We start from the raw sequence: 26,025 nt of genomic DNA on the forward strand, positions 1-26,025 counted from the left end.
CCGTCCCATTTTACACGCGCTTCTCGGTTAGGGCGCGTTTCGCTCCGGTCGGATCATGCTGCTATTCGGCCGGTTCAAGCTGCGGAATAGCGTCCGTAACCATGGGAGCACCGCTCATCGCCGCAGCCAGCTTGTCGGTATCGAGTTCGTTTTCCCAGCGGGCGACGACAATGGTTGCAACCGCATTGCCGACAAGATTGGTCAATGCGCGGCATTCCGACATGAAGCGGTCGATACCGAGGATCAGAGCCATGCCTGCAACCGGAACAGCGGGTATGACCGAGAGCGTCGCCGCGAGCGTGATGAAACCCGCGCCCGTAATGCCGGCTGCGCCCTTCGAACTCAGCATTGCCACCAGCAGCAGCAGTATCTGGTCACCCAGTGACAGCGGAATGTCGGTCGCCTGCGCGATGAAGAGAGCGGCCAGCGTCATGTAAATATTCGTGCCATCCAGATTGAACGAATATCCGGTCGGGATGACAAGACCGACCACGGACCGCTTGCAGCCCGCCTTTTCCATCTTTTCCATCAATGATGGCAGCGCCGCTTCCGACGAAGACGTGCCCAGAACCAGAAGCAGTTCCTCTTTGATATAGCGGATAAGCGCTGTGATCGAAAAACCGTTATAACGGGCGACCACGCCGAGGACCCCGAGCACGAAAAGCAGCGATGTCAGGTAGAACGTTCCGATCAGCATCGCGAGGTTGGCAATCGAACCGATACCATATTTGCCGATCGTAAAGGCCATGGCGCCGAAAGCGCCGATCGGAGCGGCCTTCATGAGAATTGCCACCAGTTTGAAGACCGGGGCGGTCAATACATGGAGGAAATCGACGACCGGCTTGCCCTTGTCGCCGACCAGCGCAAGCGAAATACCGAACAGAACCGAGAAGAACAGAACCTGCAGAATATCGCCTTCAGCGAACGCGCCGACAATCGTGGTCGGAATGATATTGCTCAGGAAGCCGGTAACAGTCTGTTCGTGTGCCTTGGCGGCATAGTTAGCCACTGCCTTCGGGTCGAGCGAAGCCGGATCGATGTGCATACCTGCACCCGGCTGCACTACATTGGCGATTATGAGGCCGATGACCAAAGCCAGCGTCGAAAACGTCAGGAAATAGAGCATCGCCTTGCCGGCAACGCGACCGACTTTCTTCATGTCGCTCATGCCGGCAATACCGGTGGCAACAGTCAGGAAAATGACGGGCGCGATGATCATCTTTACGAGCTTGATGAATGCGTCGCCAAGCGGCTTCAGCTGCGTGCCCAGTTCTGGGTAGAAATGACCGAGCAGAATACCGGCGGCAATCGCCACCAATACCTGCACATAGAGGTGTTTGTAAAATGGGATTGGACCGCGCGGCTCCGCGGTGCCAGTTGATACTGCAATCATGGTATCCTCCGTTCGGCTCAGTCCGGATCTCTTCCAGCCCCCCGAGCCTCAGTCTCGAATTCCAACGGCCTGCGCCGCTGTTCGATTTCCTGATTGCAACCTTCGTGCCAATTTGCGACCATTGACATAAGTATATGATTTTAAATGTATTACCCTATTTTTTACCCTGTCAAATCAGAAAAAAGTGCGAAATTTCGCACATTCCGTATTCTCAAATGTGTGAAATAATGCACAATAGGGATGATGAACACGAAAGCAGCCACAACCGACAATCATGACGGCTCCAACCGCCGTGCATGGATAGTATTCGGGTTGATCTGCGCTGCGATTTTCGCGTTGGCGTTCTGGATCGTCGGCAACGCGGCGCAAGACAGGGCGGTTCTGGCGCTGAGCGAACAAGCACGGATCGACGCCAATCTCAACAGCGCCTTGCTACGCGCCGTTCTCGAAAAGCAGCGGGCTTTGCCGCTGGTTCTCTCGAAGGACGAGGCGCTGGAAGCCGCCCTTCAGGATAAAACACCGGCGACTATCGATCCCCTGAATGAGAAGTTTGAAACACTTGCCGAAGGCACGCAGGCGGCAGTTATCTATCTTGTCGATCTGAGAGGTATCGCCATCGCCGCCAGCAACTGGCGCGGGCCGGTCAGTTTCGTCGGGAACGACTACACGTTTCGCCCCTATTTCCACGATGCGCTGAAAAACGGCAGTGCAGAATATTTCGCCCTTGGAAGTGTCAGTTTTCGTCCCGGTCTCTACATATCCCGGCGCATCGACGGCCCCGATGGCCCGCTTGGCGTCATTGTCGTTAAGCTGGAATTCAACCGGCTGGAGAGCGACTGGAACGATGCGGGGCGCCCCACCTTCGTTGCCGACGAACGCAACATCGTGCTGATCACCAGTCTTCCATCCTGGCGGTTCATGACAATCGGTCCGATGACGCCCGCGCAGCTCCAGCCTATTCGCGACAGCCTGCAGTTCGGTGACGCACCGCTGCAGCCCCTCCCGCTATCGGTGAAATCGATCGACGGCGACGATGTGCTGTCGATGGCCGCACTGTTGCCAGGCAACACACGGCAGACAGACTTTCTTGCCATACGTTCCGCAGTACCGTCCACACCGTGGCAGATGTACAGTCTCGCACCGATACGCCCGCAAATTCCCTCCGCAGTTCGCGAAGCGCGCCTGTTCGCCTTTATCATTCTTGCGGCCCTCGCCGCCCTTGCCGCCCTGCTGATGCGGCGCAGACAGAAGCTCGCGGCGCGCATAGCCAATGCCCGACGCATTCGGGCGGAACTGGAAAAGAACGTTGAAGAGCGGACCCGCGACCTCAGCCTTGCGCGCGACCGGCTGCAAGCGGAAGTAAGCGGTCACCGGCGCACGGAAATCATGCTGCAGGGGGTGCAACAGGACCTCGTTCACGCCAATCGGCTCGCTATCATGGGACAGGTTGCGGCGGGCGTGGCGCACGAGATCAACCAGCCCGTCGCCACGATCCGCGCTTATGCGGACAACGCCAGGACCTTCATCGAACGTAACCGAATTGCCGACGCCACCGAAAATCTGAACGAAATCGCCGCCTTGACGGAACGCATCGGAACCATCACCGGAGATTTGAAAGCGCTTGCCAGAAAAGGCCGGTCCCCGTCCGAACCCACACCGCTCGCACAGGTCATTTCCGGCGCGCTCGTCTTGTTGCGCAGCCGCTTCTCCGGGCGAATGGATCAGCTCGATATCGAACTGCCGCCGCCGAGCCTGCGTGTCGCGGGCCACTCCATCCGGCTCGAACAAGTCTTCATCAACCTGTTCCAGAACGCTCTGGAAGCCGTTGATTCAAAAGAAAATGATGGACTGGTAAAAGTTCGCGTTCACGAACGGGAGGAAAAGGTGGTCGTGACCGTCTCGGATAACGGTCCGGGTATGCCGACGCACATTCGCGAGAATCTGTTCTCGCCCTTCAACACCTCCAAGGAAAAAGGTCTTGGCCTCGGCCTCGTGATCGTGAAGGAAATCGTCACCGATTACGGCGGGACCATATCTGCGGAAAGCAGCGCGGCGGGCACGGCTTTCTGCGTCGAACTGAGAAAAGCATGATGGAAAAATTGCCCTCCGTTATTCTGGTGGATGATGACACGGCTCTGCGTCGCGCCACGCGCCAGACACTGGAGCTTGCCGGTTACAATGTTGCGGATTTTGCCAGTGCCGCCGACGCGTTGGAGGTAATCGGGCCAGATCAGGACGGCATCATTGTCACAGACGTTCGGATGCCACATATCGACGGACTACAGTTTTTCGCCCGTATCAAAATAATCGACGCGGATTTGCCAGTAATCCTGATTACCGGCCATGGCGATATTCCCATGGCTGTGCAGGCGATACAGGATGGCGCTTACGATTTCATCACAAAGCCGTTTGCCGCCGACCGGCTTGTGCACAGCATTCGCCGCGCATGGGAAAAGCGCCAGTTGGTGCTGGAGAACCGCGTGCTTCGCCAGGCCGTGGAAAACGCCGAAGGCGATCTGCCGCTGATCGGGCAGACGCCGGTCATGGAAAATCTGCGCCGCACGCTGCGTGATATCGCCGACACGGATGTCGACGTGCTGGTAGCCGGCGAAACAGGAAGCGGCAAGGAAGTCGTGGCCCAATTGCTGCATAATTGGGGCCGTCGTCGCAAAGGCAATTTCGTTGCCCTCAATTGCGGAGCATTACCGGAAACCGTCATTGAAAGCGAATTGTTCGGGCATGAAGCGGGCGCCTTTACCGGCGCCCAGAAAAAACGCCTTGGCCGCATCGAACACGCGAGCGGCGGCACGCTGTTTCTCGACGAAATCGAAAGTATGCCCGCTGCGACACAAGTCAAACTGCTGCGGGTTCTTGAAATGCGGGAAGTTACCCCGCTCGGCACCAATGAGATACGTCCCGTCGATCTGCGCGTCGTTGCAGCGGCAAAAATAGATCTCGGCGACCCGGAACAAAGAGGCGATTTTCGCGAAGATCTCTATTACCGGCTGAATGTCGTCACCCTGTCCATTCCTCCCCTGAGGGAAAGACGGGAGGACATTCCGCTACTTTTTGCACATTTCCTGACGCAAGCCTCTAAGCGCTTCAATCGTGACATTCCGGTGATCGATGCGGCGACCCACCGCCATCTCATGAGCCACAACTGGCCCGGAAATGTCCGCGAACTGGCGCATTTTGCCGACCGAATGACCCTTGGCGTCTGCGAGGCGTCTCCGTCTTCCGGCCCGGCGCCCCACAAACAGGAAAGCCTTCCGAAACGCCTTGAGCACTATGAAGAAGCGCTCATCCGTGAGACGCTCGCGGCTCACAACGGCAATGTTCAGGAAACGATTGAAGCACTCGGCATTCCACGCAAGACCTTTTACGATAAGATGCAGCGGCACGGCATCAATCGCGCGGATTATCGCGCCGGCAACGATTGAATACGCTCAAGCAAATTCGAAGTCGCTGGCCGCTGAGACGGCCTTTCCGCCACCTGTTTCCGCTTGGCGCACCGGAGGGTAGAGACTAAAACTCCAGGCGCTCAGGCCACTCCGGAGCTTTCAAAGCGACTGCATGAATTCGTGCAGAACTACGGCCTGATTATGCTCTTCATCCTTCGCACCATAGAGAAGCGTCAATCGTCCGCCCTTGGCTTTGGCCTTGGCGATCAAGTCCATCAGGGCGGGCTTGTTGCCTGCCAGTTCCTCGCGATATCTTTTCTGAAAATCGTTCCACTTCGCAGGGTCGTGGCAAAACCATTTACGAAGATCGGCCGAAGGCGCGATATTCCTGGCCCACAGATTTATATCGGCTTTTTCCTTCGTCATGCCACGGGGCCAGACACGATCCACGAGCACACGATAGCCGTCATCCGGCGAAGGAACCTCATAGATGCGTTTCAATGCAATAGCCATGGAACCTTTCCCTGCTGCCCTGCCGACAGATATGGCGAATGAAACAGCTTCGGCAAGGCCTCAGAGCCTGAAACAAGCAGCCGCTCATGGCGACCTTTGGAACAGATTCTCACAAAAAATAAGCCGTCGTGGTAGCGCTGCCCGGTATCCGAGGATGACCTTCAGGCAGGAGTGACGAATTATCAGCAGAGAAATGCCGCAGAAGCGGCACCTCTCGTGTCATGTCGTTATCAGGCCGCCTTGCCCAACAGGCCGTGCGGGTCGAGAACGAACTTCTTTGCCGCCCCCTGATCGAAACTTTCATAGCCCTGCGCTGCGTCTTCCAGCGAAATGACCTGAGCATTGACGATGTCCGCAATGTTCAGCCGCCCATGAAGGATGGCCTGCATCAACTGGCGATTATACTTGAGAACCGGGGTCTGGCCTGTATGAAACGACTGTGCCTTGGCCCATCCGAGTCCGAAACGCAGTGAAAGACTGCCATGTTTTGCTGCCTTGTCGACCGCTCCCGGATCTTCGGTGACATAAAGCCCCGGAATACCGATCGAACCGGCCGGACGGGTGATTTCCATCATCTGGTTCAGGACGATTGCCGGCTGTTCTCCACCGCCATGTCCACGCGCTTCGAAGCCGACGGCGTCGATAGCGCTGTCTACCTCGTTACTGCCCGTAACTTCGGCAATCATGTCGCCCAGCCGGTCGCTCGCCGAGAGATCGATCGGCTCGAAACCGACATTGCGGGCATGTTCGAGACGTTCCTTGTTGAAGTCGCCGATCATGACGACAGCGGCTCCAAGAATACGCGCCGATGCGGCGGCAGCAAGCCCAACCGGCCCGGCCCCTGCCACATAGACGATCGACCCGACGCCGACACCGGCCTTGACCGCGCCGTGGAACCCTGTCGGCAGGATATCGGAAAGCATGGTCAGATCGCGGATTTTTTCCATCGCCTGTTCGCGATCCGGGAATTTCAGCAAATTGAAGTCCGCATATGGCACCATCACATAACGTGCCTGCCCGCCGACCCATCCGCCCATATCGACATAACCAAAGGCACCGCCGGCACGCGACGGATTGACCGTCAGGCAGACGCCCGTGTCCTGCGACTTGCAGCAACGGCATCGTCCGCACGCGACATTGAACGGCACCGAAACGATATCGCCCACGTCGAGCATCTCGACATCGCTGCCCTTCTCGATGACTTCGCCGGTAATTTCATGACCGAGAACAAGACCCGGCATGGCCGTGGTGCGCCCGCGAACCATGTGCTGGTCCGAGCCGCAAATATTGGTGGAGACAACCTTCAGTATGACGGCATGTTCCAGCTTCCTCCCGTCTGGTGCCGCCAACGCTGGATCATCGATATCGCGCACTTCGACTTTCCCGGGTCGCAAATAAACGACGCCACGGTTCTTGCTCATGTCTACCTCCTCCAGGTCGAACAACACTGACAGATTTCAAGCAATGCAATGATCGATAATTGTCCGGGCAAGAATGGAATTTCCCGGTAGAAGGAGGTTACAGGCAGGAAGATGGTCGCTCAGTCTCAATCGCGACACGTCTCGTTCAAATTGGCCTTGGACGAGACGTATATTTTCATTCAGCGGAGCTGATTACCGGATGGCTCCGGCCCCGTCATCGAAAATGAATGCCGGACCGACAACGCGCACGGTGCGCTCGGTAATCGGTGCGAAAGATGTTGTCTGAACTTCAGAATCGCTATTGCGGGCGGGTCTGCTGTCCGGCATCGGAACAACTACGTTTTTCAACATGCGGGTTCCTCTGCTATTGGCCCGCAACTCACTGATCTTGCCGATATAGCCCGCCCAGTCGCATTTTCTGAAATTCCCGTCGCCATGATAATTATATGCCGTCGGCAGCTCGATATAAGGCTTGCCGGTGGAAACCGACACCATATCGCCCGTTTCGCCATTCGGATCGTTCAGGACATAGAGATCGACATTCTGGCCCTCGCAGATGTACCGGCACTGCGCCATCGTTTCGGCTACATTGTCGGACTTCTGAAACTGGGAATGCGGAGCGGGGAAAAGGTAACCGTCCGACAGGCGCACGCAATAGGTCAGCGCTCCTTTCCTGCCCGTCGCAGGCGTTCGTGACTGGCTGTCCGCCGCAGTCGGCGCAGACGGTCTGGAGCGGTCAAGCTTGGCTTTGACGGCTTTCCGCACGGTGCGCTCGCTACAGCCGCGAGACGCAAGCGAACTGCTAGAGAGCTGACGCTGGATGTTTGCCATGCGCAGGGTCAGATCGCGACATGCATTGAAGAAGCCGCCCCGATCATCGCCTTCCTTGCATCCTCGGCTCCGGGCTATCGCCCGTATGGCCGAAAGCTGGCGTTGCGCCATCAGATCCCCCGCGCTCGCCGTCCGCGTACAGGCGGCAACAGCCAATTGCGGAAAGCCGAGCAACCCAATCAATAGGAGCAAGACGAAAGATTTTGTCACGGCACCCCCCGGAACCTGTTGCTGTTGTCGCTACCTTACCGACACTAGGGAAAGTGGGACCTCCGCTTCCGAAGGCCGATCAGCCGCATTGAGCACCTTGTCCGGGTCCATTTCGGACACCAGTGCCGCCAACGCCAGACGCAGATAAAGAGGGGCATCGGCGCGATCTATCGATTTCAGCGCCACTCGCGAAATGCCGAGGGAATAGGCCAATTCCTGTTCGGATGTGTTCAGGGATGCACAGATCTTCGCGAGTTTTTCATATGCACGTCTACCCATTAGTATTGTTCCCTCCTCCATTAACGCGACCCGTCAAGCCGCTTTTAAAATCATCCTCGGTCCGGATTACCGGCCTGTTCCTCTTCGCGCCGTATGCGGACTTGCCCCGAGATACAAAACGGCATTCGGAGAAGGGACAGGATGCGCTCCAGACAGCGTGCCGCCATCACCTTTGCTGAATGTCTCGAAACGGGATCGTCATCCCCATTGGAAAACGGCGCCGCAAACGGCACGGAAAGACATCACGGCTGCACTTGACAGATAAACAACGGAAAACAACTCCAAATTGCGAAAACGCACCGAAACGCCTCGTTTTCTGCAGTGCCATAGAATAACAATAGAATGTATTTTCTTACATTAGGCAATCTCAAACATTATCCCAATTGAAAACTACTTATATTAGATATGAGTAATCAATATAAAATCCGTGCGATGTTCAATTTTTGGAAACAGTCCCCGCATCAGCCCCGAAAATTCATCGAATTTATATTTTCGCGCCTAACCTGCGAATTTTATTCGCATAATCGTCCTATCCCCCTGAACGGGGGAATAGCCACCGCTCAGAATGAGGCGTCCATAGGTTGAATTATAATGTTTTATATACCGCAATAGTTGCTTTTCATCAGCACGTCGCAGCCTGGCGAGCCGTTAACCCTGTTTGAAAAAGATTGCAGCGATAGAGAAGTTCCGGCCCGGAAATTACAAGCCAACCGTACCACCTCCGCACCGTCGGCAACCTATTTGCTTCCGCGAGGCACCGCGCTGCTTCAATTCTGGCAGGACAATCCTACTACCTTTAGTTGCCTCTCCGAAAAGCAACTACGGTCAAAATAATTTCAGGCACAACCCGATCCCCGCGAACGTCGCGAGCGACTGGCTCTAAAAGTCGTCCCTATGGCGGATCGACTGGAGATAGGCATATGCCGTGCCCAGCAGTATCGGCACGATCACTAAAGCGGTCCAGAACAGAATATTGCTCATCTCGGCCCTCCCTCCCGGCATGTGCTGCGATGTACAGCCTTATATTAACACATTCAGACCCTTCGCGTTCCGAATATTAGCAAATAGTTAACGACGCCATGCGCCAACCCGCCTCGACCGGATAGGGGCCATCTTCATCAAGGTGAGCGTCAACAGAAATGATGAGTGGGAAAAACTTCGTCGCCTTGACAGTTTATTGCGAGCCCGCTTCTCATGAACCTGATTTTTTTCGTCTTTTCCGTTAAGCTATGGAATGGCACTGGCCATCTTGAGGGGATGCAAATGCGTATTGGCTTCAATCGGCTTTTCTCAGCCTTTGCGATCGCGCTCTGTCTGACCGCGGTTCCGTTTGGTGGTCAGGCTGCCGAGACCCGGCGCGTCGAAACCACCGCCGATGGCGATTATTTCGGCTTCGATCTGCGCACCGAGAAGAATGTCTCGCTCGACCAGTGCAAGAACGCCTGCCTGGGCGATGAGGCCTGCCGGGCTTTCACCTACAATCCCAAGGCCAAATGGTGCTTTCTCAAGTCAGATTTCAACAAGCTCCACCAGACGGTTGGCTCCATCGCGGGCAAGATCGTGGCTGAAGGCTCCGCCGGTGCCGACATAGGTGCACCGCCCTCCATTCCGTTCTTTGGCGAGAACCTTGTCGATGAAGCCCGTCGCCTGAAAAGAGGACTGACCGCGGGCGACAGTACCGAAAGATTAGACACACTGAAGGCCGAAGCGGCATCTGCCGGCCTGAACGGCGATCCGCGCACGGCGATGGGAAAATTCGGCCTCGCTGCGGGCCTATCGCCGGATGACAGCGAATTGTGGACCGGGCTTTCTGTTTCGGCTCTTGCGACAGAACCGTCAAACGGTCAGGAGCGGTGGAAGCTCCAACGCGACGCCACATCGGCATCCTGGTTCGCCTACCAGACCTCCCGGACCACCGAAGACAGGGCGGCGGCTCTGGTCGTGATGGCGCAGGCACTCGAAAAGCGCGAACTCTCCCGCCCTGCCCTGCAAGCCTATGAGGCGAGCCTCAATCTGGTCAATTCCGCGTCCGTTCGCGCAGCCTATGAGGATCTCAAGGCGCGCAAAGGATTCAGAATTGTCGATCATACGGTCGATAACGACAACGCCGCGCCACGCATCTGCGCGCAGTTTTCTGAAGAGCTGGTCAAGAGCGGCATCGATTATTCGAGCTTCGTGACCCTCGACAGTGACGCCCCACAGGCTATCGACGCCAAGGATCGCCAGATCTGCGTCGAGGGACTGGAACATGGCCGCACCTATAGCGTGACATTCCGCGCCGGTCTGCCAGCGGCCATTGGCGAAACATTGCCTGCGCCGGTCACGCTCTCGGTCTATGTGCAGGATCGCGCGCCTTCGGTACGCTTCACCGGCGACAGTTTTGTGCTGCCCGCCAAGGCGCGCCACGGCATCCCGCTGGTCAGCGTCAATATGGATGCGGCCAAGGTAAAACTTTATCGCATCGGCGACCGCTCGCTGGCGCAGCTTCTTTCCGGCTACCAGTTCCTGCGCCAACTCGATGGCTACGACATCAGCACGGTTTCCGACCAGATGGGCGCGCCGGTCTGGGAAGGCGAAATCGATATCGCGGCACACGAGTTGAACAAGGAAACCACGACCAGTTTCCCCATCGACGAAGCGCTGCCGCAGCGCCAGCCCGGCGTCTATGTGCTGACCGCCGAAGCGCTCAAGGCGTCCGGAGAGAGTTACGACACCAAGGCCACGCAATGGTTTGTCGTCTCGGATATCGGGCTTTCCACCTATACGGGTCAGGACGGCATCAATGTCTTTGCGCGCTCGCTTGAGACGGCGGAGCCGCTTTCCGGTGTCAAGCTGACACTGCTTGCCCGCAACAATGAAGTGCTGGGCGAAGCCACCACCGACAGCGACGGCCGCGCCACCTTCACGCCGGGCCTTGCGCGCGGCACGGGCGGCATGGTGCCCGCCGTTCTGATGGCCAGTCAAGGCGAAGACGATTTTGTCTTTCTCGACATGGCCCGCGCCGGTTTCGACCTGTCGGATCGTGGTGTAACAGGTCGTGCAGCCCCCAAGGCGCTTGACGTTTATGCATGGACAGAACGCGGCATCTATCGCGCCGGTGAAGTGGTGCATGCCGCCGCGCTCGCCCGCGACGACGCTTCCCTTGCCGTGGACAATTTGCCGCTCACCTTCATTTTCACCCGGCCCGACGGCGTGGAAGATCGTCGCCTTGTCTCCGATACGTCGAAGGCAGGCGGGCATTCGGTCGATCTGACGCTTTCGCCCAATGCGATGCGTGGTACGTGGAACCTCAACATCTATACCGACCCCAAACAACCGGCGGTCGCCACGCAGATGTTCCTGGTCGAGGATTTCGTCCCCGACCGCATTGAATTCGATCTTGCCTCGGACAAGCCGGAAATCGCCGCCGGTGAAACGGCCAATGTCACGCTGGACGGGCGCTTTCTCTATGGCGCGCCCGCAGCAGGGCTTGCGCTCGAAGGCGAAGTGACGCTCTCCACCAAGCGAGACTGGGACCGGTTCAAGGGCTATTATTTCGGTCTGGCCGACGAGGAACAGGGCGAAGCCACCCGCATTCCGCTCGGCAACCTTCCCAATGTTGGCGATGACGGCAAGGCGACATTCCCGGTCGCCATTGATGAACTGCCCTCGACCACGCGCCTCATCAACGCAGCAGTGACCGTGCGTATGCGCGAAAGCGGCGGACGCGCCGTGGAACGCAAGCTCGATCTCGCTGTCCAGCCGCAAGGCGCGATGATCGGCATTCGACCAGACTTTTCCGGCGACGAGGTGCCCCAAGGCGGTACCGCGAAATTCAGCCTCATCGCCGCCGACGCCAAAGGCACCCGCTCGGCGCTGAATGGCGCGGTCTGGTCGCTGGTCAAACTCGAACGGAATTATCAGTGGTATCGCAACGGTAATAGCTGGAACTACGAGCCGGTGACGTTCACCAAATCGGTTGCCACCGGCAAGATTGACCTGAAGGCCGACGCGGAAGCCGTTATCACCGCGCCAGTGGACTGGGGCCGCTATCGGCTCGAAATCGAGACTGCGGATGCCTCCGGCCCGGCCACCAGCTATGAATTCGATGCGGGCTGGTATGTGGCTGCCACGTCCACCGAAACGCCGGACGGGCTCGAAATCGCGCTCGACAAGGATCATTATGCGGCGGGCGAAACCGCGCAACTGAAAGTAAGTCCGCGCTTTGCCGGTGAACTTCTCATCACCATCGGCGCGGAAAAGCTTTTGACGACCATCACCGAAAGCGTAGCGGCAGAAGGCGCGACCATCGACATTCCGGTCGGCGAAGATTGGGGTGCCGGGGCCTATGTCACGGCAACGCTGTTCCGTCCCGGCAGCGCCGAGGAAAGCCGCATGCCCGCCCGCGCCATTGGCCTGAAATGGCTGAAGGTCGATCCGGCGGACAAGCAACTCGCGGTCAAGCTGACGCAGCCGGATAAGATCACGCCGCGCGGCACGCTTTCCATTCCGGTTTCGGTCGAAAATGCGGGCGGCGAACAGGCCTATGTCATGGTCGCGGCGGTCGATGTCGGTATTTTGAACCTCACGCGCTACCAGCCGCCGAACCCGGAAAACTGGTTCTTCGGCCAGCGTCAGTTGGGTCTGGAACTGCGCGATATGTATGGCCGTCTCATCGACGGTTCGCTGGGCACCACCGGTCGCTTGCGCACCGGCGGCGACGGCGGCAATATGGCAGCGGAAGGCAGTCCGCCGACCGAAAAGCTGGTGGCATTGTTCTCCGGCCCGGTCGAACTGGACAGCGACGGCAAGGCGAGCGTCGATTTTGACATTCCGCAGTTCAACGGCACGGTTCGCGTCATGGCCGTGGCATGGACGAAGAAGGCTGTGGGCCATGCCGCAAGTGATGTGATCGTACGCGATCCGGTCGTTATCACCGCCGGTCTGCCGCGCTTCATGGCACCGGGCGATCAGGCGAAGATACAGCTCGACATCGCCAATATCGATGCACCGGACGGCACCTATCGCCTCAGCGTCGAGACGAGCGACAATCTTGGCACCGAAATCGGCTCCTATCCCGATAGTCTGACGCTGACCGGTGGCAAGCGGCAGTCCGTCGCCGTTCCGCTCACCGCGCAGGCAACCGGACAGGGTAATGTCACCATTCGTCTTGCCAATGATGGCGAGCTTACGGTCGAAAAAAATCTGTCGCTACCTGTGCGCCCGGTCGATCTGCCGGTTACCACGAGACAGGTTGTCAGCCTTCCCGCCAAGACCGGCAGCCTCAAGATCGACGGCGGGCTTTTGTCGGAAAGCCTGCTTGACGGCGCTTCCGTCAGCGTCGGCGTGACGCGTAGCGCGGCCTTCGATGTGCCTGCACTTCTGATGGCGCTGGATCGTTACCCCTATGGCTGCACCGAACAGACGACCAGTCGCGCCTTGCCGCTGCTTTACTTAAGCGAAATGGCGGCGGGCTCCGAAGAAAGCGCCGGTCTTGGCGATCAGGACGAACTGAAAAAGCGCGTACAGGATGCCATTTATCGTGTCCTGAACTATCAATCCTCGACCGGCTCGTTCGGCCTGTGGGGACCGGGTTCCGGCGATGTGTGGCTCGACGCCTATGTCAGCGACTTCCTCACCCGCGCCCGCGAAAAGGGTTACGACGTTCCGCAGCAAGCGCTCGTTTCCGCGCTGTCGAATCTGCAAAACGCGCTCGGCTACACCACCGACGCCAAGGATCGCGGCAACGAAATCGCCTATGCGCTTTATGTGCTGGCGCGCAACAAGAAGGCGTCGGTCGGAGATCTGCGTTATTATGCCGACAGCCAGCTCGACAATTTCACCAGCCCGATGGCGATAGCCCAGCTTGCCGCCGGTTTGGCGCTTTACGGCGATCAGCAGCGTTCGGACCGGGTGTTCAGCGCGGCTCTGGAACGCGCGAGCGCCAACACCGCCTTCAACTATGCCCGCTCCGATTACGGCTCGCCGCTCCGCGACGGCGCGGCCATGCTGGCGCTTGCAGCCGAAAGCAAGCCTGCACCCAAAGTGCTGCCTTCGCTCGTCACGCTCGTCGGGTTTGAGCGCGACCGAGCCAAGTATCTGAGCACGCAGGATCAGGCCTGGATGCTGCTTGCGGCACGCGGGTTGAAGGAGAACAATGCCGCGATCAGCCTCGACATCAACGGCGCGGCGCATGAAGGCGCGTTCTCCGAGCGCCTCAATGGCAAGGCGCTGGAAGCGCAGCCGCTCGTCGTGACCAACAAGGGCAGCGAAGCCGTCGATGCGGTGGTGACGGCAGTGGCCCCGCCTGCACAATCACTGCCCGCCGGTGGCGACGGTTTCAAAATCGAGCGCGCCTATTACAGGCTCGATGGGCAGGAAGCGAACATCACCAGCATCGGCCAGAACGAGCGTCTTGTCGTGGTGTTGAAGATCGATGATCTTGAACAATGGCAATCGCGCCTGCTGGTGACCGACCTTCTGCCTGCGGGCCTCGAAATTGACAATCCGGGCCTCGTTTCGAGCGCGAATCTCGGCAATTTCCCATGGCTGGAAAACACCGAGGCCGCGCATCTCGAATTCCGCGATGACCGTTTTGTCGCCGCTTTCGACCGCTCGGCGGGCGAAAAGAAGCAGATCGTGCTCGCCTATGTCGTGCGGGCGGTGACGCCGGGGCTTTACACCCATCCAGCGGCTACCGTCGAGGACATGTATCGCCCGCAATATGCGGCGCGTACCTCAACCGGCATGATGGAGGTAACTGCGCCCTAGCGCGTAATCTGTCGAATGAAAAGGCGTTGGAAAATAGCGATTGGCGGTGCCGGAATTCTCGGCATCGCCGCCGTTGCGACGGTTGGGCTTGACTGGCTCGACCGCGCTTTTCCGCCGCCTTTGCCGGAACGGCTGACCATTTCGACCGAGGTGATGGATCGCGACGGCGAATTGCTACGCGCCTATGCGACGCCGGATGGCTATTGGCGTCTCAATACGCGCATAGAGGACGTCGATCCGAAATTCGTGAAAATGCTGATCGCTTATGAGGACAAGCGCTTTTACGATCATGGCGGCATCGATCTGCGCGCCCTTTTGCGCGCCGCCGTGCAGCTTGCGGGCAATGGCCGCATCGTTTCCGGCGGATCGACGCTTTCCATGCAGCTTGCGCGCCTTATCGAGCCGCGTGAAAGCCGCAGTTTCGGCTCCAAATTCCGCCAGCTTGCCCGCGCCGTGCAGATCGAACGGCGTCTGAGCAAGGATCAGATTCTGGAGCGTTACCTGACGCTCGCGCCCTATGGCGGTAATCTGGAAGGCGTGCGTTCGGCTTCGCTTGCCTATTTCGGCAAGGAACCGCACCGTCTGACCACATCGGAGGCGGCCCTGCTCGTTGCCCTGCCGCAATTGCCCGAACGCCGCCGCCCGGATCGGGCCGCCAGCACGGCGCGGGCGGCACGCGACCGTGTTCTGATGCGCATGGTCGAGGCGGATGTCCTGACCGCAGACGAAGCCAATCGCGGCACACGGGAATCCATTTCGACCATCCGTCACCCGCTACCCGCGCTCGCGGCGCATTTTGCCGATCTGGCCTTGAAGAAAGCCCCGACCGAAGCGCGCCACAAGCTCACTTTGAAAAAATCCGTGCAAAGCGGACTGGAGGCGGCGGCACGCGACGCCGCTTCGCGGTTGGGGCCGAAAGTTTCGGCGGCAATAGTGCTGGCCGATAGCCGCAACGGCAATATTCTGGGCGAAGTCGGCTCAGTGGATTATTTCGACGGCAGGCGGCAGGGCTGGATCGACATGACCCGCGCCGTACGCTCGCCCGGCTCGACGCTGAAACCCTTCATCTATGGCATCGCCTTCGAGCAGGGTCTGATCGCGCAGGAAACGATCATCGAGGATCGTCCGGTCGATTTCGCAGGCTATCGCCCGCGCAATTTCGACATGAGCTATCAGGGTGATGTCAGTATCCGGCAGGCGCTGCAAATGTCGCTGAATGTGCCGGCCGTCAGCCTGCTCGACGCCATCGGCCCGACGCGCCTGACCACGCGCATCCGGCAGGCAGGCGTCAATCTGCAACTGCCCAAGAACGAAGCGCCGGGGTTGGCCATCGGCCTTGGCGGCGCTGGCATCAGCTTGCGCGATCTGGTGCAGCTTTATACCGGGTTGGCCAATGGCGGGCGCGGTGTTGCCCTTCGTGATGGCACCGAATTGACGGAGCCGGCCCAGCCTTCCGGCGCGCTCCTCACCGAACAGGCGGCTTGGCAGATCGGCGATATTCTGGGCGGTGTCGTGCCGCCGCAAGGCGCGCCACGCCGTGGCCTCGCCTACAAAACCGGCACGTCTTATGGCTACCGCGATGCATGGTCGGTCGGCTATGACGGGCGCTATGTGCTGGGCGTCTGGGTTGGCCGCGCCGATGGCGGCTCGGTGCCGGGATTGGCCGGCTATGCCTCCGCCGCGCCCATCCTGTTCGATGCTTTTGTCAAATCGGGTGTGGTGTCCGTGCCGCTGCCCCGCGCTCCGGCAGGCGCATTCCGCACCGCCCGCGCCGATCTGCCGGTGACGCAGAAGCGGTTTTCATCGGCCAGCGATCCGCTACCCGTTCTGAAGGCCGCGACAGAACCGGCCCCGCGCATCGTGTTTCCACCCGATGGCGCGCATGTGGAATTGAGCGGCTTAAGGGCGTCCGCCTCGCCGCTCGTACTGAAGCTGCAAGGCGGGCGGGCGCCGTTCCGTTGGCTCGCCAATGGCAAGCCAGTCGCAGAACCCGAACGCCGTCGCACTGCAACTTGGCAACCGGACGGAACTGGCTATTCCACATTGACCGTCATTGACGCCGCCGGACGTGCGGCGAGCGTCAAGGTCTTCGTCGAGTAGTTATTGCGCGGCTTCTGCGATCACTGCGCTTGCCGTTTTCTTTTCCAGCGACATGACTTTCAGATTGCCGGAAAACAAAATGCCGGTGATCGGCAGGACAGGCTCGGCAGGCATTTCGTCGTGGCGTGTGCTGTCCTTGGGAACATGCAGCTTATGCTCCACGCCCTCTTCACCACCCGACAGGGTCAGCGCCACATTGCCCCGCGCATCGAGCAGCTTTGCCCCATAGAGAAATTCGAAGCTCAACATCGAAACGAGGAACTTGTAGGTTCCATCGCGCACACCGCCCTTCATCATCGCGGCGCGGTGCACTTCATCGCCGATGGCAACGTCGAGCGGCGGAATGCGCGGATCGCAGACATAACCAACCGACAGCAATTGCCCGTTATCGACCTCGAAACGCATGCGGTCCTTGCCAAGATCGAGCGCAGAAATCGAAAAGCGGCGATTGCTATAGACCACCGGCGTGCGGCCCAGACGCTTGCAAAGCTGTTCGCCGCTCAGCGCCCGCGCATTGGCGAAATGATCGGGATCGATGGCCTGCGGCAGCGCTTTCGGGCGATGGGGAGCTGCGAGTGCCGGTTCCAGAACATCGGCCACCAGATTGGCGACGATAGTAGTCGAGACGGGTCGCGCATAATGACCCTGATCGAGATAGAAGGCCGGATTGCTCACGACATCGCGGCCATATTGCTGCATCAGCATGCGCGAAACATCGGCGCAGATCGTGCCATACCATTGCGAGATATAGTTGATGCCCGCGTCGATGGACGGAACCGAATTGAGGAAAGAACCGTTGCGGGCGCCAAAAACCAGCGTCGCAATATGCAGGTTCGGATTGCGCTCCAATGCGTAGCGGATGATGCCTTCATAGAACCGCGCCCAATGGCGGAACGGTCGGCGCTCGTCGCCATAAACGAAAGCGTCGTTGATGGCATATTCGATCACCAGAAGTTCGCATTCCTCCAGTTGCTCGAAAATCTTGAGCTGATAGAGGCCAAGCGCGCTCGTCGTGCCGCCGACCGCGAGGTCGGCCATGACGTCGAGTTCAATGCCGCGCCGCGCCATCGTCGAAAGCAGGGTCGGCAGATAGCCAGGCAGCATGACGGTGTTGGAACCGCCGATGATCACAGTCTTGAGTTTCATTTTGTCACCGTTGCGGCTTGTCCGGCGGGGGTCAGCGCCCCGCATCGCCATACGCCGTAAGTTCCCTCATCCCAATTGAAATAATAAGCGGCGGCGATCTGGCCGTTCTCCATCATCCGACGGAAGCGCTCATAGACCGTCTCGACCAGTTTTTCGCGGTTGTCATCCCGCGCCGGGCATGTTTTGGCTGTGTTGGCAAAGCCCCATTCGGTCACCCAACAGGGTTTACCGCCGGTGACACAAAAGGACAGCGCATTGCCTATATGCTTTTCGCGTGCGGCGGGCGTGCCATCGCTGCCCGGATAGATGTGAATCCCATAGCCATCGGCGACCTTGTCCAGACCGTATTTCTTCATGAGATCGGTGAAACTTGCCGGATCGACGCTATCGATCCCGCGCCGGTCGGCATAGGCGAACGGAATATCCGAAAGCCCCGCCGACACGACCTTGGCATTGGCGCTATGCTTCGTCTTCGCCAGCTCGGATCGAACGACGCGCAGCAACTCGACATATTTTTCCGCGCCCTTTTCGACGAGAGGTCGTTCTTCAACTTCATTCAAAGAACGGGCGGTTTTGGTCTTTTCCTTGGGCAGAATGGCCAGATCGCCATTATAAGCGCCCCAGTTGATCTCATTACCGGTCTCGACGCCGACAAGCGGCACGCCAAGCGCATCGATCTTCTGCAAGGCAGCCGCAATCACAGTCTGGAAGCGTTCCGGTTCTATGTCGGAAAGGCGATACATATCCCAGATGCGTCCGCGCCCGGAACGAGGCTTTGTGCCCGCTGGATAGAAATCCGCATTGTTGAGCGATATTTCGAGAAGGATCGAGAGGTTTTTCTCGTGTGCAAGACGCACGGCATCGATGCTCTTGTCGATAGGGCGCGACAGAGAAAGGCGCACCGCTGTCACGCCATTCTCCACCATCTGGTCGAAAATCTTTTCGCGCTCCGCCGCCGGCAACCAGGCCATGTTCATCCGGTTGACGCCGAAGCGCGTTTCGGCAAGAGCATCGACAGGCAAGGCAGAAAGCAGAGCGCCGACAAGCAACGCCGCCCCTACCCGTTTTCTGCCTTCGACGCTCTTGACCGCCTTTATCATCGGATACCGATATCCTTCAGCGCGCCGTTAAAATTGGCTTCACATTCCGAATAACGATTGATGGCCGCGGGCACGTCGATCTTCGATAGAAAGTCGCGCAGATAAGCCTTTTTCTGCGGTTCGCGATTCCAGACACTGGCCTCGATATGCGGAAAGCCGACAAAGCCCAGCATCTCGCGCATGCGGTCATCGACGGCGATCATCAGCCCCGGAACACCCGATTGCATACCGATAATCGTGCCGTGGAAACGACGGCTCAGGCCGAAATCCTGACTGGAAATCCAGCTACGCCATTTATGCGTATCGAAAAACACCAGATAATCGCGCTTGCGCTGCCATTTTTCGGCGTGCTTGTATTCGGTCGGCGCGGTGATGCGGCTTGCCGCCTGATCATAGGCTTCCGCATGGTCATCGACAGCCATGTTCATATTGTAGACGATCACTTCGTCCTGAATGACGTAGCTCGCAACACTGTCCTTTTCCAGAAGCGCATGGGCATCGACAATCGTGTCGGCCACGCTGCCGAGATAACCGCCGAAAGAAATCTTCTGCGCATCGGCAAGACCGGGATCGGCAAGACGGCTCAATGAGCGCTTCATCTGGTCGGGCGCATAATAAAGCGACGGACAACCGGTCGGGCGCACATATTTCATGCCCGCATCCTTGAGGAATTCAGCCGTAAAATGCCCGCGCGTGAGGAAAAAGCTTTCCTTGCGACGCAGGATTTCGAGGAAACGGCGTGTGCCCTCGGGCAATTCCTCTTTCAGGTTTTCCTTCTTCTGGATGCCTATACCCATCACGACGATCGGCATGTTCAGCTTTTCAAAGACGAAGGATTCCGTTGTCGCCGCATAGCCGGGGCGCAACAGGTTCGCCGATGCAAACAGGCACAGATCGAAGCTTTCATTGAGCTGCGCATAGGTGTCGGGCGAATTGAGGCTGTTGGCCAGATGCCAGAACGGCACATAGGTCACGTCATGGCCGCGCACGGAATTGGCCGCGCCCTCGCCGATCAGATAATTGCCGGTATTGGCAATTTTCTTGACCTGATCGATCACATCCTTCTTCGTGCGGATGGGTTCGAAATAAGGGCGATGTTTGACGCTTGCCCCGGAAACGCTTTCGACAGTCCGCATCAGATAGGACGGGATGCCGGTGATCATTATGCGCATGGTGATCCATCTTGGCTGGAGTTATAGAGCGGCACGGATCGGGAGTTATCCCCCAGAATTACCCAATGCCGATTTCTGAGAGCACGCCGCGAAAATTGCGTTCGCGTGCGGAATATTTCTCGACCACATCGGGAATGTTCATCGCCGCGATATGATCGCTCACGAAGGCGCGCCGGTCATTGGCGGCATTGAGATCGCGGGCATCGATCTTCGGCAGGCCGGAAAAATTCAGCATCTCGCGCATACGGTCATCGACGGCGACCATCAGGCTCGGCACGCCGGCCTGCATGGATATGACATTGCCGTGGAAGCGGCGCCCGAACGAGAAGTCCATGGCCGAGCACCAGGCCCGCCACTGGTTGGTGTCGAGGAAGGCATGAACCTTGATCTTCTTTTTCAGGTCGCCCGATCCCTTATAGGTGAGCGGCCCGACCAGTTCGCCAGTCGTCGAATCGTAGGCGCGGCCGTTTTCATCCGCTTCGAGCTGCATGTCGAAATGAAGAAGTTCGTCCTGCACGACATAGGCCGAGCGACCGTCATCGGAACCAAGCGCATTCATGTCGCCGATGGTTTCCAGTTCCGCGCCCATATAGCCGGTGAAGACGGTACGGCCTTCCCCGACCTTGACGTCGGCCAGACGCCGGATGGCCTTGCGCATATTGTCGGGGCGGAAATAGAGCGACGGGCAGCCGACCGGCTTGACGAAGGAAAAGCCCTGATCGCGCAGATAGCCTGCGGCATCCTCGCCGCGCGTCAAGAAATAATGCTCACGCCCCTTCAGCACTTCCAGAAGCTTCTTCGTGCCTTCCGGCAGTCCGTCGCCGCTCTCGATGTCGGGGCGATTCTGGATGCCGATGCCCAGCATCACCACCGGCATGTTCAGTTGAGACAGAACCAGCGCCTCCGCCTCCGCCGAAAGCCCCTTGCGTAAGAGATTGGCACAGGTGAAGACGCAGATGTCGAATTCCTTGTTGATCTCGTCCAGACCAGTTCCGTTATTGATGCAATTATAAAGGTGCCAGAACGGCACGTGTTTCGCCGATGGCGAAAGAGCCGTCATCGCGCCCTCGCCGATCAGATAATTGCCGGTATTGCTGATGTTCTTCAGTTCCTGGATGAAATTATCCCTGGATTCGGAATCCCTCTGCTTTTCCGAATAATGGACCTGAGCCTTCTCCGCACGCTGGATGAGACGCGTCAGATGGCTTGGAATACCGGTCACGAGAATTCGTGGATTCTTGCTCATAGGTTGCCTTTCTGCACTGTGCTCCGACCTATTCAGGCGACTGCGCGGCCGGGGAGGACGGCTGCGGCGGTGCTGACATCATCGGGAATTTGCGGCGACGTGCGCCGGGACTTCGGGTAGACGGGGCTGATCTTGTTCGCCCAGTCCGTGAACTCGGAGAAAGCCGCGCTCCATGTGCGGTGAGCCGCTGCCGCAAGCGCGCCTTCGGCTGTGCGCTGCAATGCTTCGCGGTCCTGCGCCAGTATGGTCAGGATGCGCGTCATGTCGGACACGATCTGCGCATCGTTGCCGTTGCGGATGAGAATACCGTCGCGGCCATGGTTGATCAGCTCATCGACGGCCCCGACAGCGGTCGCAACCGGCACGCAACCAAGCTGCTGCGCTTCGGCAATCATCAGCGGCGCACCTTCCCAGCGCGACGGCATGAGGAGCACATCGGCCCATGCCAGATGGTTCGCGATGTCCCTGCCGTCAAAGACGGGGGGCGAGACTTTCACACCCGCTTCCTTCAGGCGCGTCATCCATGATGCGCTCGGGTCGTCGGAAAGGATTTCCCCACCGATGGCCTGCGCCTCGAAAGGAATGCCCTGCTCCTTGAGCTTCACGATGGCATCGTGCAGGCGGTCGATCCCCTTCTGACGGTCGAGACGTCCCATATAGAGGATGCGCATGGGCTCGTTCTTGCGAATCTTTTTGCGCGATTCGGTCACTTCGGCGCGCAATTCCTCATCGATGGAGAAGCTTGCGCCGTTCGGCACCGAGAAAACCTTCTCGAAAGGCACACCGAAACTGTGCAGATAAATCTTCAACTGATCCGAACAGGTGAGGAAGGCGTCATAAGCATGTTCGAAGGCGATCCCCGCATAGGGTTGCCCGGCCGGGCGACGGAATACGGTCTCGTCCACCACATGCAGATAGCAGGCCGTTCGTGTGCCCTCCGAGCGAAGCTTGCCCATCAGCGGATGCGCGGCCATGACATGGTTGTTCACCACCAGATCGAAGCCTGAAAGCTGGCCGCGCAGGATGCTCCAGTCCAGCGGATGATCCTCGGTAATGAAATCCTGCCCCAGAAAGCGGTTCGTATCGCCCCAGGCGGGAATACCGTCCTTCCAGAAATGGAGATAGTCGAAGGACTGGTCGAACTCGTCGAGCACGTCCATGCGCTCGTTTCCAAGCACGAAAAGATGGGTTTCAAAACCCTGGTTCTTCAGTTCCCGCCCCGCGGCATAGGCAACCTTTTCGGCCCCGCCGAAGGATGCGTTCGGCACCAGCACCGCCGCCGTCTTCCTTCCGGTGGAATTATGACCGAGGGGCAGAACCGGCCCGCCGCCAAGCTCGTTGCGCAGCACCTGATACATTTCCGACAGGGCGGGCAGGCGACGCGGGCGCCATGTCCACCGGGTCGCGGCGCTCTGCTTCAGCGGGTTTGTGGCAATCGACGTTACCAGATTGAGCATGGACTGTTCGGGCCGGGACAATGCCCGGCGTTGACGCACACGCGGGAACGGGAAACGCACTTTCATGCGCGCCGATGTCGGCCATAATTGCTGGGTGCCCAGCGACGAGAACCAGTCCAGCGCATCGTTTTCGATGATATCGCGGATCAGCCTCGTCGAAACGAAGATCAGGTCGGCGTGAGGCTGGCGTGCGCCGGAGGGCATGAGTTCCGTATCGATACGCCGCTCGCCTTCGACATTGGTCAGTTCCACGAAGACGACATTGGCCTGCTCCGCGAGTTTCTCCAGCCGCGACAGGATGTTTGGCAAGAGTCGCGAACGGGCAAGAAGCTTCAGCGTCTCGGTGTTAGACGAGGCAAGGAACGGCGGAAAGTGGAAATTGTCCGGCTCTGAAGCGCTGCCCCAGAATGCACGGATGGCATCATCGAATTTGAGATCGGTGGTGCCGAGGCTGAGATCGGTGAAGAGACTGACTGTTCCCTCACCCGCGCGGATTACACCATAGCGCGGACATTCCTCATGCTCGAAACCGACAAGCGTGGGCCTGCGAAACAGCGCCTTGTGCCGCTTGCGAAGAAAATTGATGGAGCCCGAGCGGTCGCGATTGGCTTCCTTGAAGCGGCTCTCGGCTCGCAGGCGATATTCGAAGCCGGTATCGTGACAAGGTGTGCCGACAAAGCCCGCCTCGATGGCCGAGAGCCAGAATTCCCAATCCTCGAACCCGTTCTGGCGGTCGTCGTCGAAGCGCACGCCACTGCGGAACACCTCAGCGGAGATCATCGAACCGGTATCGCAGATATTGTCGGTGATGCAGTGGATGAGCCGCGAATAGCTGTCGCCGTAATGGGCGCGCCAGTTGACGGAGAATGTATCGATATTGGTGTAGACCCAGCCTGCATCGCTCGCCAGCAGCCTGCGGTAGAGCGTATCGATCGTATGCGGCTGGACGCGATTATCCGCATCGACGAAATAGACGGCTTTGACGTCCGGCATTTCCTCCAGAATGTACTCGATGGCACGATTGCGCGCGCCGCCGGGGCCTGCATTCTCGCCGAAGATCACGTGAATGTTCGGATGCGCCGCCGCATAGAGCGTCAGACTGTCGAACACTTCCCGTCGCGGGTCGCCGTCCACCGACACGACGATCTGTATCTGGAAAACCGTTTCCGATGCCAGCACGGTTTCCAGCGCTTCGAGCGCCAGCGCCGCATGCCCGTATAACGGCATGGCAACGACGATCAAATCCTTCGATCTATCGTACATTGGCAGCCTCTTTGGCTGGTTCCTGAACGGAACTGGCCTCGATGTGCTTGACCAGGCGGAAGTTGAACACCTTGAGCCAGGAGAAATCGACGGAATCCCCTGCCGCCTTGCTCAACACGACCAGGTCCATGGTGCGATCGATCGGTTCCTCCAGCATGAAATTGATGTCGATCGGACGGTTGGGAGCAACTTCCGACCAGCCACTGAACAGCACCTGGTTCCGGCGGCGGTCGAGATTGGCGATAGCACCGATCTCCTCCTTAACATCCGAAGCCAGATTGACCAGAAGCAGGCCTACCGCACAGGGCTTGCCTTCAGGGTGATCGATCACGGCGCGCGCCGATATGCGGATCGTGCCCGGCGCCACCACCCGGCGGATCGCAGCCGCGGTGATCCCCTCCTCGAGCGGATGGCAACCGATGGCATCCTCATGTTCCAGGAAACGCACCGTCGGGAAATCGGGAGTAAGCGGCGTAACCGACACGTCCGCCACATTGCGCAGCAGTTCGACCGGCAGGCGATAATCGTCCACCTTGCGACCGTTGATGAGCGAAGTCGGCACGATGGCGTTGGGCAGCGATGCCGGCCGCACGCCGGGCAAGCCGGTGAAAATACGTAAAGCCAGCGGGCGCATGTCCAGATCGCCATGCGGTATGCGCGCGCGCGCGGCATAGCGCTCATTGGCTATAACATTGCCGAGCGACAGTTCCGGCGGGACGCCGCCCGTCGCGGAAATGCGCAGCCGCAGGGTGCGGTGACTACCGTCGCAGGCTTTGGGGAGGGAAAAGAAATTCCACTCCGAATGAAGCTTTGCATATGGCACAAGCCACTCGGCGATCCCCTCGCCGTTTTCAAGATAATCCAGTGTGATGATCAGCTGGCCGTTACGGTTTGCGGGCAAATCACGGAAATGCAGCGCAAATCCCGAGACGGCATAGCTCGAAACCGGGAAGAGCTGCTCGATTTCCGATTCGCGCAGCAAGCGGGCAAAACCTTCGTCCTTGGGATCGACCAAAGGCGCATGGCTGAAAATTTCGGTCGAGGAATCCCAGTTGCGCGCGTGGAACGCATCTTCGATTGCCCGATAGTTCTCAAACATCGTCTCGCGCTCGCGGCGCAGCATGGCAAGCTCGGCGTGAACCTTGCTCACGTGACCGACGAGCCTGTCCAGACTGCCTTCAAGCAGTTGGGCGACCAGCAAAGGCACCGATTCTGGCGCCGCGTCATCGATGCGTATGATGGGCAGTTCGGGAACGGTGCTCAGGCGATAAAGCTGCGGCAAAACCTGTTTCAGCTCATCCTCGCCCTCCTGCGAGGCGGCAACCGCAAGGAGGGGGAATGTGTTTGCCAGACGAAGCCGTTTTCCATCGCCTTCCACGAAAGCGGTCAGTTCGCCCAGAGAGGTCGCTTCCAACGCTTCGCGATCGCGCATGGAAGCTATGGCATACCGGCGGGATTTCCGCGCCGAGATCGCAGGAAGTGGTGTGCTCAACATAATCATCCATTGTGTGGGGGCCGGTTGGGAGGTTCGGCCTGCAAGCACAATGAGAAAATACAGATCAAGTATTGTCAACCGCCATACAGCATCAACTATATGATAATATTACGAATATTTGGGTATGATTTAATTCAAAATTTGAAGCAATGTCAAAATATATTAATACGTTTACGTAAACACGCAGAAATACGGCACTTTATATTTTACATCATATCATTGCGTGCCCGATTGTCGCCACAGACTGA

Annotated in this window: 15 protein-coding genes; 4 read left to right on the forward strand and 11 right to left on the reverse strand. The window is 58.5% G+C overall.

Features of this window, described 5'->3' with window-relative positions:
* Positions 1–61: 61 nt before the first annotated feature.
* Positions 62–1,393 carry a dicarboxylate/amino acid:cation symporter gene (locus tag FHS76_RS13075; protein ID WP_183653203.1) on the reverse strand — a complete coding sequence of 444 codons (1,332 nt, stop codon included), beginning with the start codon at positions 1,391–1,393 and terminating at the stop codon, positions 62–64.
* 243 nt (positions 1,394–1,636) lie between these two features.
* Here FHS76_RS13075 and FHS76_RS13080 point away from each other — a divergent pair, with 243 nt between their 5' ends.
* Positions 1,637–3,484: an ATP-binding protein gene (locus FHS76_RS13080; protein WP_235992661.1), complete on the forward strand. Its 1,848-nt coding sequence runs from the start codon at positions 1,637–1,639 to the stop codon at positions 3,482–3,484.
* Positions 3,484–4,833 (forward strand): sigma-54-dependent transcriptional regulator, encoded by a 1,350-nt coding sequence (locus tag FHS76_RS13085; protein WP_183653469.1) that lies wholly within the window; start codon positions 3,484–3,486, stop codon positions 4,831–4,833. The genes FHS76_RS13080 and FHS76_RS13085 overlap by 1 nt, the downstream gene beginning before the upstream one ends.
* Before the next feature lie 120 nt (positions 4,834–4,953).
* On the opposite strand, the gene FHS76_RS13090 is transcribed toward FHS76_RS13085, so the two are convergent.
* The 4 genes from FHS76_RS13090 to FHS76_RS13105 form a co-directional block, all read right to left on the reverse strand.
* A complete protein-coding gene (locus FHS76_RS13090; protein ID WP_183653209.1) occupies positions 4,954–5,307 on the reverse strand; it encodes a DUF488 domain-containing protein in 354 nt (117 codons plus the stop codon).
* A gap of 230 nt (positions 5,308–5,537) precedes the next feature.
* Positions 5,538–6,728, reverse strand: a complete 1,191-nt coding sequence (gene fdhA, locus FHS76_RS13095) for a formaldehyde dehydrogenase, glutathione-independent (RefSeq protein WP_183653213.1) — start codon at positions 6,726–6,728, stop codon at positions 5,538–5,540.
* Positions 6,729–6,920: 192 nt separating this feature from the next.
* Positions 6,921–7,769, reverse strand: coding sequence for a DUF2865 domain-containing protein (locus FHS76_RS13100; RefSeq protein WP_183653216.1), 849 nt, complete (start codon positions 7,767–7,769; stop codon positions 6,921–6,923).
* A gap of 30 nt (positions 7,770–7,799) precedes the next feature.
* Positions 7,800–8,048: a hypothetical protein gene (locus tag FHS76_RS13105; RefSeq protein WP_183653218.1), complete on the reverse strand. Its 249-nt coding sequence runs from the start codon at positions 8,046–8,048 to the stop codon at positions 7,800–7,802.
* Positions 8,049–9,311: 1,263 nt separating this feature from the next.
* Here FHS76_RS13105 and FHS76_RS13110 point away from each other — a divergent pair.
* The gene (locus FHS76_RS13110; RefSeq protein ID WP_183653221.1) at positions 9,312–14,798 is read left to right on the forward strand and encodes an alpha-2-macroglobulin family protein; all 5,487 of its coding nucleotides are present in this window, start codon (positions 9,312–9,314) and stop codon (positions 14,796–14,798) included.
* 15 nt (positions 14,799–14,813) lie between these two features.
* A complete protein-coding gene (pbpC, locus tag FHS76_RS13115) occupies positions 14,814–16,898 on the forward strand; it encodes a penicillin-binding protein 1C (RefSeq protein WP_183653224.1) in 2,085 nt (694 codons plus the stop codon).
* Here the strand turns inward: pbpC and FHS76_RS13120 are convergent, their stop codons facing one another.
* From FHS76_RS13120 to FHS76_RS13145, 6 genes are read right to left on the reverse strand one after another with little or no spacing between them, the layout of a single operon-like run.
* Positions 16,899–18,044 carry an SGNH/GDSL hydrolase family protein gene (locus FHS76_RS13120; protein WP_183653227.1) on the reverse strand — a complete coding sequence of 382 codons (1,146 nt, stop codon included), beginning with the start codon at positions 18,042–18,044 and terminating at the stop codon, positions 16,899–16,901. It abuts the gene before it with no gap.
* Entirely contained in the window at positions 18,041–19,144 is a 1,104-nt protein-coding gene (locus FHS76_RS13125) for a glycoside hydrolase (RefSeq protein WP_183653230.1), read from the reverse strand. Before FHS76_RS13125 ends, FHS76_RS13120 begins: the two co-directional genes overlap by 4 nt.
* Positions 19,141–20,316 (reverse strand): polysaccharide pyruvyl transferase family protein, encoded by a 1,176-nt coding sequence (locus FHS76_RS13130; protein ID WP_183653231.1) that lies wholly within the window; start codon positions 20,314–20,316, stop codon positions 19,141–19,143. The genes FHS76_RS13125 and FHS76_RS13130 overlap by 4 nt, the downstream gene beginning before the upstream one ends.
* Positions 20,317–20,374: 58 nt before the next feature.
* Entirely contained in the window at positions 20,375–21,562 is a 1,188-nt protein-coding gene (locus FHS76_RS13135) for a polysaccharide pyruvyl transferase family protein (RefSeq protein WP_183653234.1), read from the reverse strand.
* Positions 21,563–21,594: 32 nt separating this feature from the next.
* Complete coding sequence (locus FHS76_RS13140) at positions 21,595–24,282, reverse strand: glycosyltransferase (protein ID WP_183653237.1); 2,688 nt, start codon at positions 24,280–24,282, stop codon at positions 21,595–21,597.
* Positions 24,272–25,777, reverse strand: coding sequence for a DUF6212 domain-containing protein (locus FHS76_RS13145; RefSeq protein WP_183653240.1), 1,506 nt, complete (start codon positions 25,775–25,777; stop codon positions 24,272–24,274). The genes FHS76_RS13140 and FHS76_RS13145 overlap by 11 nt, the downstream gene beginning before the upstream one ends.
* Positions 25,778–26,025: the final 248 nt, after the last annotated feature.

The sequence above is a fragment of the Brucella daejeonensis genome, from assembly GCF_014199265.1.
Lineage (GTDB): Bacteria > Pseudomonadota > Alphaproteobacteria > Rhizobiales > Rhizobiaceae > Brucella > Brucella daejeonensis.